Raw genomic sequence first — 14,448 nt, 5'->3', positions numbered from 1 at the left:
ATTAAACTATGTACGGAACAAATACAAAAACCAATACTTATACTGTCCTTGATATACGAAAAACATTTGAAAACTGTGAGGCAGATATCAGAACAATTGCCAGACGCACTAATAAGTGGACAATGGAATATGTAGATAAGGTTTTCCATGATGTGCTCAAATTTGCAGAAAAATATTATTTACAATCAGTAAGTATAACCTTGATTAATACTAATACGGGTTTACCTGTGAAAGCAGCTAAATTTATTGTAAATGATTTAGGTGATGCAACCGATAGCGAACGTGCTGGGAAAAATAATGATTGGCCAGATACTGATAACACTTCACTATCAATCATATTATCTCATACTCAGAAATGGAGGAGCTTAACTTTTGAAGACAAAGCAAATTTTCAAAAGGAATTAAAACTGAGTTGGGGGAGTACAGATATTAATACTAATTTTCCACATCTACAACAGTCAGACGCACAGTTGTACGCAAGCAATGGATATGAATTACAAAAAAAGAATTTCAAATAAATATGAGCACAATTTTCGATAATATAACAGAACTTCCTAGCAGAGAAATTGCAGAAAGAGCTAAACACTTAATAGGTTTTGAAGACAAGTATAGTAGGATATTCTCAAACTTAAAACTATTGTTGGATCAGGAAGGTCTAGTTGAGTGGAGTAAGAAATTCCACAAAACGGAACTACCCGTAATCTCACAACTCAAAGAGAAATATCCTTTAATTATATTAACAGGTGATGCGGGAACTGGTAAAACTGTTTCTGCAGAAGCTATTGCGGATAGAATGCTTAGAGAATTAAAAAAGGAGGGCTTTTTTCTAAAACTGAGTACTAGAGTAAGAGGAGAAGGTCTTCATGGGCAAATGGGCAATTTAGTAAATGATGCATTTGCTGAACTAAAAACCCAAGCAGGTAAGAAAAGAATAGCATTTTTACTAATTGACGAAGCAGATGCAATTGCTTCAACACGATCTACTATGCAGATGCATCAGGAAGAAAAAGCAGCTGTAAATACATTGATTCAAAAAATTGATGAAATTCGTGAACTAAATGGGCGAGCAATATTGTTTATGTCGACAAACAGATTGCATTTTCTTGATGAAGCTATTGTGAGAAGGGCGGCAATTATTTTAGAATTTGAGCGTCCCACCTTTGAGGAAAGAGTGCTTCTTTTTAAAACCTCTCTCGCTGGTGTTGAAATTACAGATAAGCAGTTAGAGGAATTGGCTAACCTGTCAGGAGAGGAATCGAACAATGGACTTTCTTTTTCTTTTTCAGATATAAGACTAAGAATATTGCCAGAAGCTGTTGCAAAATGTTTCCCGGATAAAGCTTTAGATTTTGAAACTGTTGCCGAGACAATTAAAAAACTTAATCCAAGTCCCAAAATTGTATGAAAAAAGGACCTATCTTTCTACAAATAATTCTGTCTGTTATTCTAATCGTTGGAGGATATATCGAAAAAGGAAACTGGACAGAATCTAAATATTCCACCACGGGATATATCACTTTACTTACCTTCATTGTAACTTTTGTATATGAAAACTACAATAGACTTGGGTTTTATTTCCAGTCAAAGGTTTTGTTAAAAAATACTGATGTTCGTGTTTCTATTTCATATCTGTATAGAATAAAAGTTGAAAATGAATACTTACTTGTTAAAAGCAGAACAAGAAAATATTTTCAGCCTGTGGGTGGTTGTTATAAAACGTTACCTGGCTGTGAAAAAATATTCGAAGAATTAGATGTTAGAGCTGATAGAAAATTTGAAACTGAAAAAGGAATAGCAAAAAATGATCTCCGTGTTCATGTAAAAGGTAAAAATCTAATTAAATTTCTTAAATGGTTCGATTCAAAAGAGGATCGTGAGATTTCGCCTTGGAGAGAATTTTGTGAAGAATTAATTGCGACAGAAATTTTAGAGTGGAGGCCTTTTAGATACATCGACTACAAGTTTAAGAAAAAAATTCAATCACCTATAATTGATCTGGATATGGGAGGTAAAGGTCTTTTTATTTATGAAGTTTTTGACTTAGTAATTAATGATGAGCAAATGCCATTACTTAAAGATTTAAAGAGTAAAACATCTGAAAATTACATTTGGGTTACAGATGAAGTTATTCAAACACTAGGGCATGAGACCGGGTCGAAATCTTTTCCGCATGAAATTGGGCCACATACAAAGTATGCACAAAACTTAAAATGGAGTAAATAAAAACATCAACTGTTGATTTTTATGACATAGTACGTAATCATTAGGAGGTAATTGCATTGAATTTACTTAATTAAATTTTTACAATTTATCAAATATAAACCAGATTAGCACAAAAGTAATTTCCTAGTTTTTTAATTTCGTTTATTCAAATATATAATTGACAATTTTTGTTATCATGATTATTATTTTAAGAATGAAAAATATGGAGAGGAATTTTTTGTCTTTGAAAGTCTGTGTTTTAGTGAAATATAGTCTTGAAAAATTTTCTTTTTTTTGGTAAAACTAAAAAAAGACCTATATTTGCACCATTGAAAACGACGCTCTTATTGGTATATTTTCAGTGACCTATTTAGTGACCTGTTAAAAGCCAAAGCAGCATAAAGATGATGGATAGGGCATTTACGAAAATAAATTAAGTCCCGTCCGGATCGCGAAAATCTCTCAATCATTTGGGAGATTTTTTTTGTTATATACCGAGTCCTGTATTTCTATTGCACGACATTAACATTGGGTTTTTCAGTTAGAATTCCGGATTTTTATATTTCCTAAATTTTTTTATCATGTCTCAGCATGATTTACGTCTTTGTATTTTGAAAAGTGCTTAAAAATCACTAATATTGTTAGGTATCAATCTTGCTGGCAAACACAAAAATTTAATCCTATGAAACCAAGTGTCATCTCAATAGTGCTCGGCGGTGGACGCGGAACACGGTTGTTTCCTTTAACTTATTCGCGCTCTAAACCGGCGGTTCCCATAGCCGGAAAATACAGATTGGTGGATATTCCGATTTCCAACTGCCTGAATTCGGGATTCAACAGGATTTTGGTTTTAACGCAGTTTAATTCGGCTTCTTTAAATTCTCACATCAAAAATTCTTACCATTTTGATATCTTCAGTAAGGGTTTTGTAGATATTTTGGCTGCAGAACAGAATGTGGAAAACGACCAGTGGTATCAGGGTACAGCTGATGCGGTGCGACAGTCGATGAAGCATCTCGATAAGTATGAATATGATTATATCCTGATTCTCTCAGGTGATCAGCTTTATCAGATGGATTTTCGTGCGATGATCGATTTTCACTGCAATAATGAAGCGGATATTACCATTGCAACCATTCCTGTAAATTGGCAGGATGCGCCGGGATTTGGTATTTTGAAAGCTGATGATGATGGAAATATTAACTCATTTATCGAAAAACCATCGCGTGACGTGCTGGATGACTGGAAGTCTGAAGTTTCTGAAAAAAGCAGATCCGAAGGTAAAGAATTCCTTGCATCAATGGGTATTTATGTCTTCAGTAAAAATATGCTGAAAAAAATGTTTGATAATGATCCGGGAGATGATTTCGGTGGCGAACTTATTCCGAACGGGATTGGAACGTTTAAAATGATCAGTTATCAATATGACGGATACTGGACAGATATCGGAACGATACAGTCGTTTTTTGATGCCAATTTGGAGCTCACGCAGGATTTCCCGAAATTTAATTTATTCAGTCATTCGCCGATTTATACCCGCGCGAGAATGCTTCCACCATCCAAAATACTGGGTTCATACGTGAGTAAAGCTATTTTTGGTGACGGCTGTGTGGTAATGGCAGATAAAATTGAAAACTCAATTGTGGGAAACAGAAGCCGTATCGATAAAGGAAGTACGCTCATTAATACGTACATGATGGGGGCCGATTATTATCAGGATACCAAAGAAATCGTAATAAATGACCAGAAAGGTACAGCAAATCTTGGTGTAGGGAAATACTGCTATATCGAACGTGCGATCTTGGACAAAAACTGCAGGATTGGTGATAATGTGAGAATCATCGGCGGTAAACATCTTCAGGATGGTGATTACGATACCCATTCGATAAAAGACGGTATTGTAGTCGTGAAGAAGAATGCGGTTATTCACCCCGGAACAATTATCCCTTAAAACAGAAACACCTATACAACGCGGCAATATTTATACTGCCGCGTTTTTTGTGTGAGAGATTTTTGTATTTTTGCCCATGCGTTGGTTAAAATTCGGAACTTTAATTATCATCTTTTTATTGGCAGTGTACGCCGTCTCTATGACTTTCGTGGCAGAAAGCAAGAGTTTCACCGTTGAAAAAGAAATCAATTATCCTGTCGATAAGGTTTTTCCACAGTTTAATAATCTCCAGAATTTCAGCCGCTGGAGCGGATTTTTTGCTGATAACAAAAATCTCACTTTTGATTATTTTACGCCATATGAGGGTCAGGGCAGCTCGATGAGTTACCACGATAAAAAAAACGAAGACGTTTTTGGTGACTTGTTTATCCGTTACGAAAATCCCAACAAAACCCTCCGCTATCAGTTATTCGAAGGCCGAAACCGCAATCCTTATCTTATCGATTTAAAATTTATTCCGGAAAATGGAAAGACCAGAGTCATTTGGTATGTTCATACTCCCAAGCAGCCTTTCCTCAAACGTTCACTTAATTTAATTTCAGAAGACGATATCAACCAGAATATTGAAAGCGGAATGATTACGCTCTTTAACATCTTAGGAAACAAAGTCAATAAAGAACAGGCGCGCGAAAATTTGAAATTCGACAGTTTGATGGTGGAAGAAAAAGAAGGCCAGCTTCTCTTAGGCGTTAATGTAAATTCCAAGAATACCAAAGACGCGCTTTTTAAGAATATCGTGATGAACCATAACAAAACCCTCAACTTTATAACAATGGATTTGGGGAAGAGAGAAGACGAGTACGGCGAGCCGGTTTTAATCACTAAAGCCAACAATTTTAAAGATAAAGAAGTTTCTTATTACTACGGAATACCGCTTTCCAAAAGAATTGGTGTATCCGATAACAACTTCACCTTCAGAACGGTGAATGCCTCCAGAAACTATGTCATTTATTACCGGGGCAGTTATTCAGGCCGAATTAGTGCAATACAGCAACTCCTTCAGCAGGCCAAAAAAGATACGATGCGTACCGGCGATCTGCAGCAAACCTTCCTCGAAGAACCGGCTGTGGAAAGTAATACAGTGATGAAATTATCTTTGCCGGTTTACAGATGATTTGTTTAATTGTTTTTTAAAATTTTTCAGCTTTATTACTTCACTTATTTTGCTTAAATTTGTAGTAAAATAAATCAACAACAGTTAATCTGTAAATAATGGACAAATTTTCATTCCTGAACGCTGCTCATTCGCAGTTAATCGAAGACTTATACCAACAATATTTAAGATATCCCGATAGTCTGGAGCCTTCCTGGAAAGCATTTTTCCAGGGATTTGATTTTGCGCTCGAAAATTACGGTGACGAATCTTCTGAAAATACTTCAGTTTCAGCAAATTCATCTGAAAAAGTAGTGCAGTTTGCCAATCAGTCTGCATCTAGTGGTCAAATTCCGGATGATATTCAGAGAGAATTCAAAGTTTTAAATTTAATTGAGGCTTACAGACACAGAGGGCATTTGTTTACCAATACCAACCCTGTTCGCCAGAGAAGACATTATGAGCCTACACTGGCCATCGAAAATTTCGGACTTACGCAGGCCGACCTTACCCGTAAATTCAATTCCGCTACAGAAATCGGAATGCCGGGTGCAGCAACACTTCAGGATATTGTAAAACGTTTAGAAAATATCTATTGCGAATCTATCGGGGTAGAGTATATGCACATTAATAATACGGATGAAAAACTGTATATCAGAAAATGGCTTCAGGTAAACGAAAACCGTGCTCAGCTCAATGCTTCTGAGAAAACTGAAATTTTAGGCAAGCTAAACCAGGCCGTTGCTTTTGAAAATTATCTGCACACCAAATTCGTTGGGCAGAAGAGATTTTCACTCGAAGGAGGTGAATCGCTAATTCCTGCGCTTGATCAGCTCATCACGCGTTCTTCGCAACACGGAGTTGATGAAGTGGTGTTAGGAATGGCTCACCGTGGAAGATTAAATGTACTCACCAATATTTTCGGGAAATCTTACAAACAGATTTTCTCAGAATTTGAAGGAAAAGAATTTGAGGAGGATGTATTTTCAGGTGACGTAAAATATCACTTGGGTTCATCCAAAAAAATAAAAACAGCCAACGGAGAAGAAGTTTCAATCAACCTTACCCCGAATCCCTCGCATCTGGAAACCGTTGCAGCTTTGGTTGAAGGTATATGCCGTGCGAAAGTAGATGATACCTACCACGATTACAAGAAAGTTTTACCGATCGTAATTCACGGTGACGGTGCAATTGCCGGCCAGGGAATTGTGTACGAAGTTGCGCAGATGATGACCCTTGAAGGTTACAAAACCGGAGGTACAGTTCATATTGTTGTAAACAATCAGGTTTCATTTACAACCAATTACCTGGATGCACGTTCTTCCATTTACTGTACAGATATTGCTAAAGTTACCGAATCTCCGGTGATGCACGTAAATGCTGATGATGTGGAAGCTGTAGTACATGCCATCAGATTTGCAGCAGATTTCCGTGCTCAGTTTGGTAAAGACGTGTACATCGATTTATTAGGCTACAGAAAATACGGTCACAACGAAGGTGATGAGCCTCGTTTTACCCAGCCGAATCTTTATAAAGCGATTTCAAAACATCCAAATCCACGCGAGATTTACAAAGAAGTGCTTATTAAGGAAGGAATTGTTTCTGATGAGGTGCTGAAAAAAATGGAAAGCGAATTCAAAAATCTATTGGATGCAGATTATGACGCATCCAAGGAAATTGAAAAAAATGCCATGGCTATCTTTATGGAAGATGCCTGGAAAGATTTCCCGCTTTGTCCGCGCGGTGCCATGCAAAACAGCGTATATACCGGATTCGACTTAAAAATGCTGAAAGAGCTGGCAGTGAAAATGACTACTTTACCTGCTGATAAAAAATTCATTTCGAAAATTACCAGACTTTTCGAAAACCGTTTGAAAATGATCGAGAGCAATTCACTCGATTGGGCACTTGGGGAGTGGCTTGCTTATGCAACCTTACTTACTGAAGGTAAAAATGTACGTATTTCCGGGGAAGACGTGGAAAGAGGAACTTTCTCTCACCGTCACGCAATGGTAAAAACAGAAGATACAGAAGAAGAATACATCCCGTTAAGACATATTTCCGAGAGCCGTTTCGATATTTATAATTCGCATCTTTCAGAATATGGAGTTCTTGGTTTCGATTATGGTTATGCCATGGCTTCACCAAATACACTTACAATCTGGGAAGCACAGTTTGGGGATTTCGTCAACGGAGCTCAGATTATCATCGACCAGTATTTAGCAGCCGCTGAAGAAAAATGGAAAATCCAGAATGGGTTGGTGATGCTCTTGCCTCACGGTTTTGAAGGTCAGGGTGCTGAACACTCATCTGCGAGACTCGAAAGATTTTTAGGACTTTGCGCCAACGAAAATATGACTGTAGCCAATGCAACTACGCCGGCAAACTATTTCCACTTGTTGAGAAGACAGCTGAAGTGGAATTTTAGAAAACCTCTGGTTGTAATGACTCCGAAATCACTGTTGCGTCATCCGAAAGTATTATCGCCGTTAGAAGATTTTGCGACCGGAACGTTCCAGCCAATTATTGATGATGCTGTTGCAAATCCGAAGAAAATTGAAAAACTAATCCTGTGTTCAGGTAAGATTTACTACGAGCTTTTAGCCAAAAAAGAAGAACTGAACTGCGAAAATATTGCATTGGTAAGATTAGAACAGCTTTACCCTCTTCAACAAGATAAGATCGAAGAGATCTTAAGCAAATACAGCAGCAGAACACAATTGGTTTGGGTTCAGGAAGAACCTGAAAATATGGGAGCGTGGGCTTATATCTTGCGTAATTTCAGAGATACAGGGATTCAAGTGATTGCACCGGTTGCCAGTGGATCACCGGCTCCGGGTAGTCACAAAATGTTCGAAAGAAACCAAAATAATGTAATCAACAGAGTTTTCAACCGTGATGATGCGCCTGCAAAAAGACCGGTAACTGCGTAATTTTATGACCAAAAATATTTTTCTTTTACTGTTTATTCTTTTTTCTGCCCTATTTTTCGGACAGAATTTTAAAACTGATGTGGAAAATCAATTTCGGGATTATAATTCATTGATTTCTAATAAGGATTTTAAGAAAGCAATGGATCTGTATGCAAATGAAGATTTCTTTAAAATAGTTCCAAAGGAGCAATTAATCGAAATGATGGGGATGGTGATGAATGCTCCTGAAATGGAATTTAAAATGCATCCTCCTGAAAATATAATCATCGATGAGAAGAACGTCGTAAATGAAAACGGAAAAAAATATTTAAAACTAATTTATAATCAAAGACTTGATATGAAATTCAAGGATTCTAAGGTAAAACCTCAGGATTTGTTGTCAGCATTGCAAGGTCAGTTTGGTTATAATCAGGTGCGCTATAATGAAAAAACTGATTTTTTTGAGATAAGCACTATAAAAAGTACAGTAGCTAATTCATCAGATTTTAAAAATTGGAAATTTACGGTTATCGAAAAAAAACAAATTCCAATTTTAAAGCAATTTATCCCTGAAAAATTTTTGAAAGAACTTAATTAACAAATATTAAAAAAATATATCCGATGTCAATATTAGAAATGAAAGTCCCTTCACCGGGAGAATCCATCACAGAAGTTGAAATCGCATCATGGTTGGTAAAAGACGGCGATTATGTAGAAAAAGACCAACCCATTGCTGAAGTTGATTCCGACAAAGCAACTCTTGATTTACCTGCTGAAGAAAGCGGAATTATCACTTTAAAAGCCGAAGAAGGTGAAGTGGTACAAGTTGGTCAAGTAGTTTGTTTAATCGACATGGATGCCAAAAAACCTGAAGGTTCAGCTCCTGCTTCGGAAGCTCCAAAAGCAGAAAACGCAGAAGCTCCGAAAGCAGAACAAAAAGTGGTTGAAAAACCTGCAATCGTTCAGGAAGCGAAAAAAGAAGAGGCAAAACCAACTTCTTACGCAACCGGAACTCCTTCACCTGCTGCAAAGAAAATCCTTGATGAAAAAGGGGTAGATGCTGCTCAGGTTTCAGGTTCAGGAAGAGGTGGAAGAATCACAAAACAGGACGCTGAAACTGCTTCCGTACCTGCAATGGGTGCTGCATCATCTACTGGCGGATCAAGATCTTCAAGCACCACAAAACTTTCAGTTCTCAGAAGAAAATTGGCAGCAAGATTGGTTTCAGTGAAAAATGAAACCGCAATGTTGACGACTTTCAATGAAGTTGACATGTCTGAGATCTTCAGATTAAGAAAACAGTACAAAGAAGAATTTGCGGCGAAGCACGGTGTAGGTTTAGGATTTATGTCATTCTTCACCAAAGCGGTTACCAGAGCACTTCAAATGTATCCTGATGTAAATGCTTCAATTGATGGAGATTACAAAATTAATTACGATTTCTGCGATATTTCAATTGCGGTTTCTGGACCTAAAGGCTTAATGGTTCCGGTTTTAAGAAATGCTGAAAACATGACCTTCCGTGGAGTAGAAGCCAACATCAAATCTTTGGCAGAGAAAGTAAGAGACGGTAAAATTACTGTTGATGAAATGACTGGCGGTACATTTACGGTAACAAACGGCGGAACTTTCGGATCTATGATGTCAACGCCGATTATCAACCCGCCTCAGTCTGCAATTCTGGGAATGCACAATATCCTGCAAAGACCGATGGCGATTGACGGACAGGTAGTAATTCGTCCGATGATGTATGTTGCACTTTCGTACGACCATAGAATTATCGATGGTAAAGAATCTGTTGGTTTCCTGGTTGCAGTAAAAGAAGCAATCGACAATCCTGTTGAATTCTTAATGGGAGGCGACGAAAGAAAAGCGCTTGAATTATAAATTTATCCGAGCGATTTATAAAATAAATGAAATCCCGTACTGAAAAGGCGGGATTTTTGCATTTCCCCTATAAAACCTACTGAAATGTTTTCTACAACTACCTTTGATATTAAAGTTTCTGTAATTCCCGAATATGATATTAAAAACAGTTTTCCGTCTGAAAACCGTTTTGTATTCAGGTATCATGTAACCATTGAAAATCTTGGCGACCATCCGGTGCAGCTTTTGAAAAGGAAATGGCTGATTTATGATGTAGGTTTCGGTTACACTGAAGTGGAAGGCGATGGTGTCATAGGTCTTACTCCCGAAATCAATCCTGGAGAAACATTCAAATATTTTTCTAATGTTGTGCTGCGCTCGGGAGTCGGCAGTATGAGCGGTGTTTATTTTTGCATCAATCTTCACAACAGCGAAAATTTAGCGATTGATATTCCCAAATTTAACCTGATGGCAGAGGTTTTAAGCAATTAAGAAATGATTCAAAATATAATTTAAACGGTACAGCTTACTGCTGATGCCGTTTTTTTGTTTAAAAGTTTGAGAAGTTAGAGCAATTTCATGTTCTTCTTCATTACTTCCTGAACTTCGTCGTTCGACGTAACCATCAGTTTATCGAAAGCCAGCAGCGAAATTTTAGCGCAAACTTCCGCATCGTCCCCGGCACGGTGATGGTTGAAGGAGAGGTGGTGATGCTCAGCCAGACTCTTCAATCCATATTTGGGAAGATTTTTCCACGATTTCTTCGCAATGGAAATACTGCAGAGGTAATTAATTTTTGGCTTGAAAAAACCGTAATAATCAAGACAACTGCGCAGTACACCCGCATCAAAAGCTGCGTTGTGAGCAATCATAAGATTTCCGTACATCAGGTTTTCCGCTTCATGCCAAATATCTTCAAAACTGGGCGCATCCTGCACATCTTCAGGAAGAATTCCGTGCACATCAATATTTCTTGGATGGAAGTAAGGAAAACTCGGCGGTTTTATGAGCCAGGTCTGGGTTTTTACAATCTCTCCATTTTCCACAACGCAGATTCCCATTTCGCAGGCAGAGTTGCGTTCGTGGGTGGCTGTTTCGAAATCGATGGCGCAGAAATCTATCATGAATTGCTTAAGGTTTTTGAATTAAATCTAATTTGATGATTCGTAAGTTATTTTAAAATTTCTCTCATTTGATCATTGTATTGCTGAAATTTCGCCAGATCATCATGAGTTCCGCCTTCAACTTCTATAAATTTTTTTGGAAGAGAAGGATGGTGATCCGCAAATATTTTGAAAAGTTTTTTTCCTGAATTTATCGGAACTATTTTGTCCTTGGTTCCATGAAAATGGTAAAGAGCGGTGTTGATATTGAGAATATTTTCGTTGGAAAGAAAATGATATGTCATTTTGGTTGAAACTTTATCAGTTACTTTAACAGGAAGCCAACGGTTGGCGATATCCTGCAGATTATAAAATGTAGCTTCAAGAATAACCACTTTTGGATTGTTATCGGCAGCCATTTTTACGGCAAATGCACCGCCAAGACTTCTTCCGTAAACTACAATATTTTCTTCGCCATAATGCTGTTTTGCGAAATCATACACAAACTGTGCATCAGAATACAGAAATTTTTCGTTTCTTGAACCTGAGCTTTTTCCGTAGCCACGGTAATCCATTATCAGTATGTCATAACCAAATTTAGTAAACTCCGAGGCAATTTTTCCCCAACGGTGAAGGTTATCGGCATTCCCATGAAAATACAGGATTATGCCTTTGGGATTTTTAATTTTAAAGTGCAGCACATTTATTAAGCCTTCAAAAGGAGTTTCCCATAAATATTCTTCAAAATCAACTTCAAAGTTGAATTCATGTTTTGGGTGCAATGGAACGGGAAGAAACACCACCTTTTCCTGAAAATACTGAAGGATTTTTGCCATGATTATTAAGGCTTAGTTCTTGTAATGAGGATTTTATCTACACGCTGGCCATCTTTATCCAGAATTTCGAGTTCAAGATCCTCAATATTGATTTTATCACCAACCTGTGTCACGCCGTGATGTTGATTCAGGAAAAAGCCAACCAAGGTGGTGTAATTATCTTTGTTATCGAACTCATAATCAATGTCAAAATACTTCAGGAATTCTACAATAGGAACCTGCCCATCAGCCAGCCATGAATTTTCGTTCCGTTCGGTGATGCGGTAATCGAAATTATCTTCGGTCGTTGTATCGCCAACCAAAGCATCCAGCAAATCACCCAAAGTAATCATCCCCACGGTGTTTCCGTATTCGTCGATTACAATTCCGTAGTGGTTTTTTTCTTTTTTGAAAACTTCCAGAGCCTTGTAGGCATAACTGTTTTCGTTGAAATAAAGAGGTTGTTTCACATATTTTTTAACATCAAAATTGTCAGGTTCTTCGATGGGAAAAAGATCTTTAAGTAAAACAATTCCAAGGATTTCATCCAGATTATTTCTTTTGGTTACGGGATATGCGGTATGTTTATCGTTCTTAATTTTCACTAAAATTTCCGGTAGCGAATCCTCAGTACTGAAAAAAGTCATTGCAGTTCTGTGCGTAAGCAGGGTATTGATTTTACGATCCCCAAGTTCGAAAACGCGCTCCACAATATTGTGCTCGATAATGTCGATTTCACCTTCCTGGGCGCTTTCCTTTATGATAGATTTTATTTCTTCTTCCGTCACAATACTTTCGGAACTGCTTTTAATTCCCAATAATTTCAGAATTAAATTATTAGAAGTGCTGAGCAACCATACAAACGGAGACGTGATTTTCGACAGAATATCCATGGGTTTTGCCACCATTGTAATGACGGTTTCGGGATACGTCATGGCAATTCTCTTTGGTAAAAGTTCGCCCAACAAAATCGACAGGTAAGTAATAAACAGTACGATACCGGCTGTTGCCAAGGATTTTGAATAAGGTTCAGTCAAAGCAAATCTGCTTAAAAAGCCCTGAAAATCGTTTGTGAGATTTTCGCCGGAATAAACACCGAGCAAAATTCCGATAAGCGTGATTCCGATCTGTACAGTCGAAAGAAATTTTGTAGGATGTTCCGAAAGTTCAAGCGCTTTTTTAGCTCCTGAACTGCCTTTTTTGCCTGCATTTTCTAGTTTAAACTTTCTGGAGGACACAAGTGACATTTCAGACATGGAGAAAATTCCGTTGAGCAGCACCAAAAATATAATGATAATAAGTTCCATTAAGAATAAAAATTTACAGCAAAGATATATGAATTGTGAAAAGCAGAAGCAATTTTAGTTTCTATGTCTCACATTTAAGTTAGTTTTTTCTTTATCGCTTACGGTTTTCCCGTCATTGAAAATTTCTTCCATTACATGATGATATTCTTCAAATTAATGTACCTTGGTTGTCCTGCGCCCGAAATTATACAATTGTAATTCGCCATGTTGTGACGGTGAAAAATTTCACACTAAATAAAATGCTTGAAAATCAGCCATTTGGATTGATAGTAATTTCTGATCTGATTTTTGCTGCGTAATTGCAGCGTTTTCGGCAGCTGAGCGTAAAAACTGAAATGGGCGCGCAAAACTGCCCAAAGGTGAGGAAATCCGTTTTTGAATGCAAAGTATAAGGCTGCAGCTCCGTCCAGAATCAATCGGGAAAAAATAATCCAGAAAACCTTGGAAACTGGAAGATTTTTTACCAGCATAGTAAGGTTGTTCCGCATATTCAGAAAAGTTTTTTGTGCACTCTGTTTATTTAAAGTTCCGCCTCCTACATGATAAACTGTAGATTTTCCGGTGTAGAAAATTTTCTTTCCGTCATTTTTAAGCCGCCAGCATAGATCGATTTCTTCCTGATGCGCAAAAAATCTCGCATCGAAACCGTTCTGTTTCCAGTAATCTTCAGAACGTATAAATAAACAGCAGCCAGAAGCCCAGAAAATTTCGGTTTCGTCATCGAATTGGCCTTTGTCTTCTTCAATATTTTCAAAAACTCTTCCACGGCAGTACGGATAACCCAGGTTATCGATGAAACCACCGGCAGCACCGGCAAATTCGAAGAAATTCCTGCGGTTGTAATCTAAAATTTTGGGTTGAACCGCCGCGATCTTTAAATCCTTTTGAAATAAATCTAAAACCGGCTTCAGCCAGTTTTCGATAACCTCCACGTCAGAATTCAGCAGGCAGTAAATCTCCGCATTAATTTTCTTCAACCCTTCATTGTATCCGCCAGCAAATCCTTTGTTTTCAGTATTCTGTATAATTTTTACCTGCGGAAAGTTGAGTTTCAAAAACAGTACAGAATCATCCGTCGAAGCGTTATCAATCACATAAACGTCGCTATTTTCTGAATGCAAAATTACATTGGGAAGAAATTTTTCTAACCAGTTTTTTCCGTTCCAGTTCAATATGGCAATGGCTAAATTCAAGGATTT

The 14,448-nt window shown here is 37.5% G+C and carries 13 protein-coding genes; 9 read left to right on the top strand and 4 right to left on the bottom strand.

Annotated elements, in window-relative coordinates:
* Positions 1 to 8 precede the first annotated feature (8 nt).
* The 9 genes from OK344_RS10970 to apaG all read left to right on the top strand — a co-directional run bounded on the left by OK344_RS10970 (position 9) and on the right by apaG (position 10,516).
* Positions 9 to 518, top strand: coding sequence for an HORMA-1 domain-containing protein (locus tag OK344_RS10970; RefSeq protein ID WP_265144824.1), 510 nt, complete (start codon positions 9 to 11; stop codon positions 516 to 518).
* Between the two features lie 2 nt (positions 519 to 520).
* On the top strand, positions 521 to 1,405 hold the full coding sequence (locus tag OK344_RS10965) for an AAA family ATPase (protein ID WP_122027989.1): 885 nt from the start codon (positions 521 to 523) through the stop codon (positions 1,403 to 1,405).
* Positions 1,402 to 2,223 (top strand): SMODS-associated NUDIX domain-containing protein, encoded by an 822-nt coding sequence (locus OK344_RS10960; RefSeq protein WP_265144823.1) that lies wholly within the window; start codon positions 1,402 to 1,404, stop codon positions 2,221 to 2,223. The genes OK344_RS10965 and OK344_RS10960 overlap by 4 nt, the downstream gene beginning before the upstream one ends.
* Positions 2,224 to 2,884: 661 nt before the next feature.
* Positions 2,885 to 4,153, top strand: coding sequence for a glucose-1-phosphate adenylyltransferase (locus tag OK344_RS10955; protein WP_265144822.1), 1,269 nt, complete (start codon positions 2,885 to 2,887; stop codon positions 4,151 to 4,153).
* A 76-nt stretch (positions 4,154 to 4,229) separates the two neighbouring features.
* Positions 4,230 to 5,267, top strand: a complete 1,038-nt coding sequence (locus tag OK344_RS10950) for an SRPBCC family protein (protein ID WP_265144821.1) — start codon at positions 4,230 to 4,232, stop codon at positions 5,265 to 5,267.
* A 98-nt stretch (positions 5,268 to 5,365) separates the two neighbouring features.
* Positions 5,366 to 8,179, top strand: a complete 2,814-nt coding sequence (locus OK344_RS10945) for a 2-oxoglutarate dehydrogenase E1 component (protein WP_265144820.1) — start codon at positions 5,366 to 5,368, stop codon at positions 8,177 to 8,179.
* 4 nt (positions 8,180 to 8,183) lie between these two features.
* Positions 8,184 to 8,756, top strand: a complete 573-nt coding sequence (locus OK344_RS10940; RefSeq protein WP_265144819.1) for a hypothetical protein — start codon at positions 8,184 to 8,186, stop codon at positions 8,754 to 8,756.
* 23 nt (positions 8,757 to 8,779) lie between these two features.
* Positions 8,780 to 10,045, top strand: a complete 1,266-nt coding sequence (odhB, locus tag OK344_RS10935) for a 2-oxoglutarate dehydrogenase complex dihydrolipoyllysine-residue succinyltransferase (protein ID WP_265144818.1) — start codon at positions 8,780 to 8,782, stop codon at positions 10,043 to 10,045.
* 84 nt (positions 10,046 to 10,129) lie between these two features.
* Positions 10,130 to 10,516 carry a Co2+/Mg2+ efflux facilitator ApaG/CorD gene (apaG, locus tag OK344_RS10930; protein ID WP_265144817.1) on the top strand — a complete coding sequence of 129 codons (387 nt, stop codon included), beginning with the start codon at positions 10,130 to 10,132 and terminating at the stop codon, positions 10,514 to 10,516.
* A gap of 74 nt (positions 10,517 to 10,590) precedes the next feature.
* Here apaG and OK344_RS10925 read toward each other — a convergent pair whose 3' ends face one another.
* The 4 genes from OK344_RS10925 to OK344_RS10910 form a co-directional block, all read right to left on the bottom strand.
* The gene (locus OK344_RS10925; RefSeq protein ID WP_265144816.1) at positions 10,591 to 11,148 is read right to left on the bottom strand and encodes a 3'-5' exonuclease; all 558 of its coding nucleotides are present in this window, start codon (positions 11,146 to 11,148) and stop codon (positions 10,591 to 10,593) included.
* Between the two features lie 47 nt (positions 11,149 to 11,195).
* Positions 11,196 to 11,963, bottom strand: coding sequence for an alpha/beta hydrolase (locus OK344_RS10920; protein ID WP_265144815.1), 768 nt, complete (start codon positions 11,961 to 11,963; stop codon positions 11,196 to 11,198).
* Between the two features lie 5 nt (positions 11,964 to 11,968).
* Positions 11,969 to 13,249, bottom strand: coding sequence for a hemolysin family protein (locus OK344_RS10915; RefSeq protein WP_265144814.1), 1,281 nt, complete (start codon positions 13,247 to 13,249; stop codon positions 11,969 to 11,971).
* A 230-nt stretch (positions 13,250 to 13,479) separates the two neighbouring features.
* Complete coding sequence (locus tag OK344_RS10910; protein WP_265144813.1) at positions 13,480 to 14,442, bottom strand: glycosyltransferase family 2 protein; 963 nt, start codon at positions 14,440 to 14,442, stop codon at positions 13,480 to 13,482.
* Positions 14,443 to 14,448 lie beyond the last annotated feature (6 nt).

Origin of the sequence: Kaistella yananensis, from assembly GCF_026107505.2 — a bacterium.
Lineage (GTDB): Bacteria > Bacteroidota > Bacteroidia > Flavobacteriales > Weeksellaceae > Kaistella > Kaistella yananensis.
Note: the sequence above shows the minus strand (reverse complement) of the source record. Positions and strands in the feature narration are given on the sequence as shown.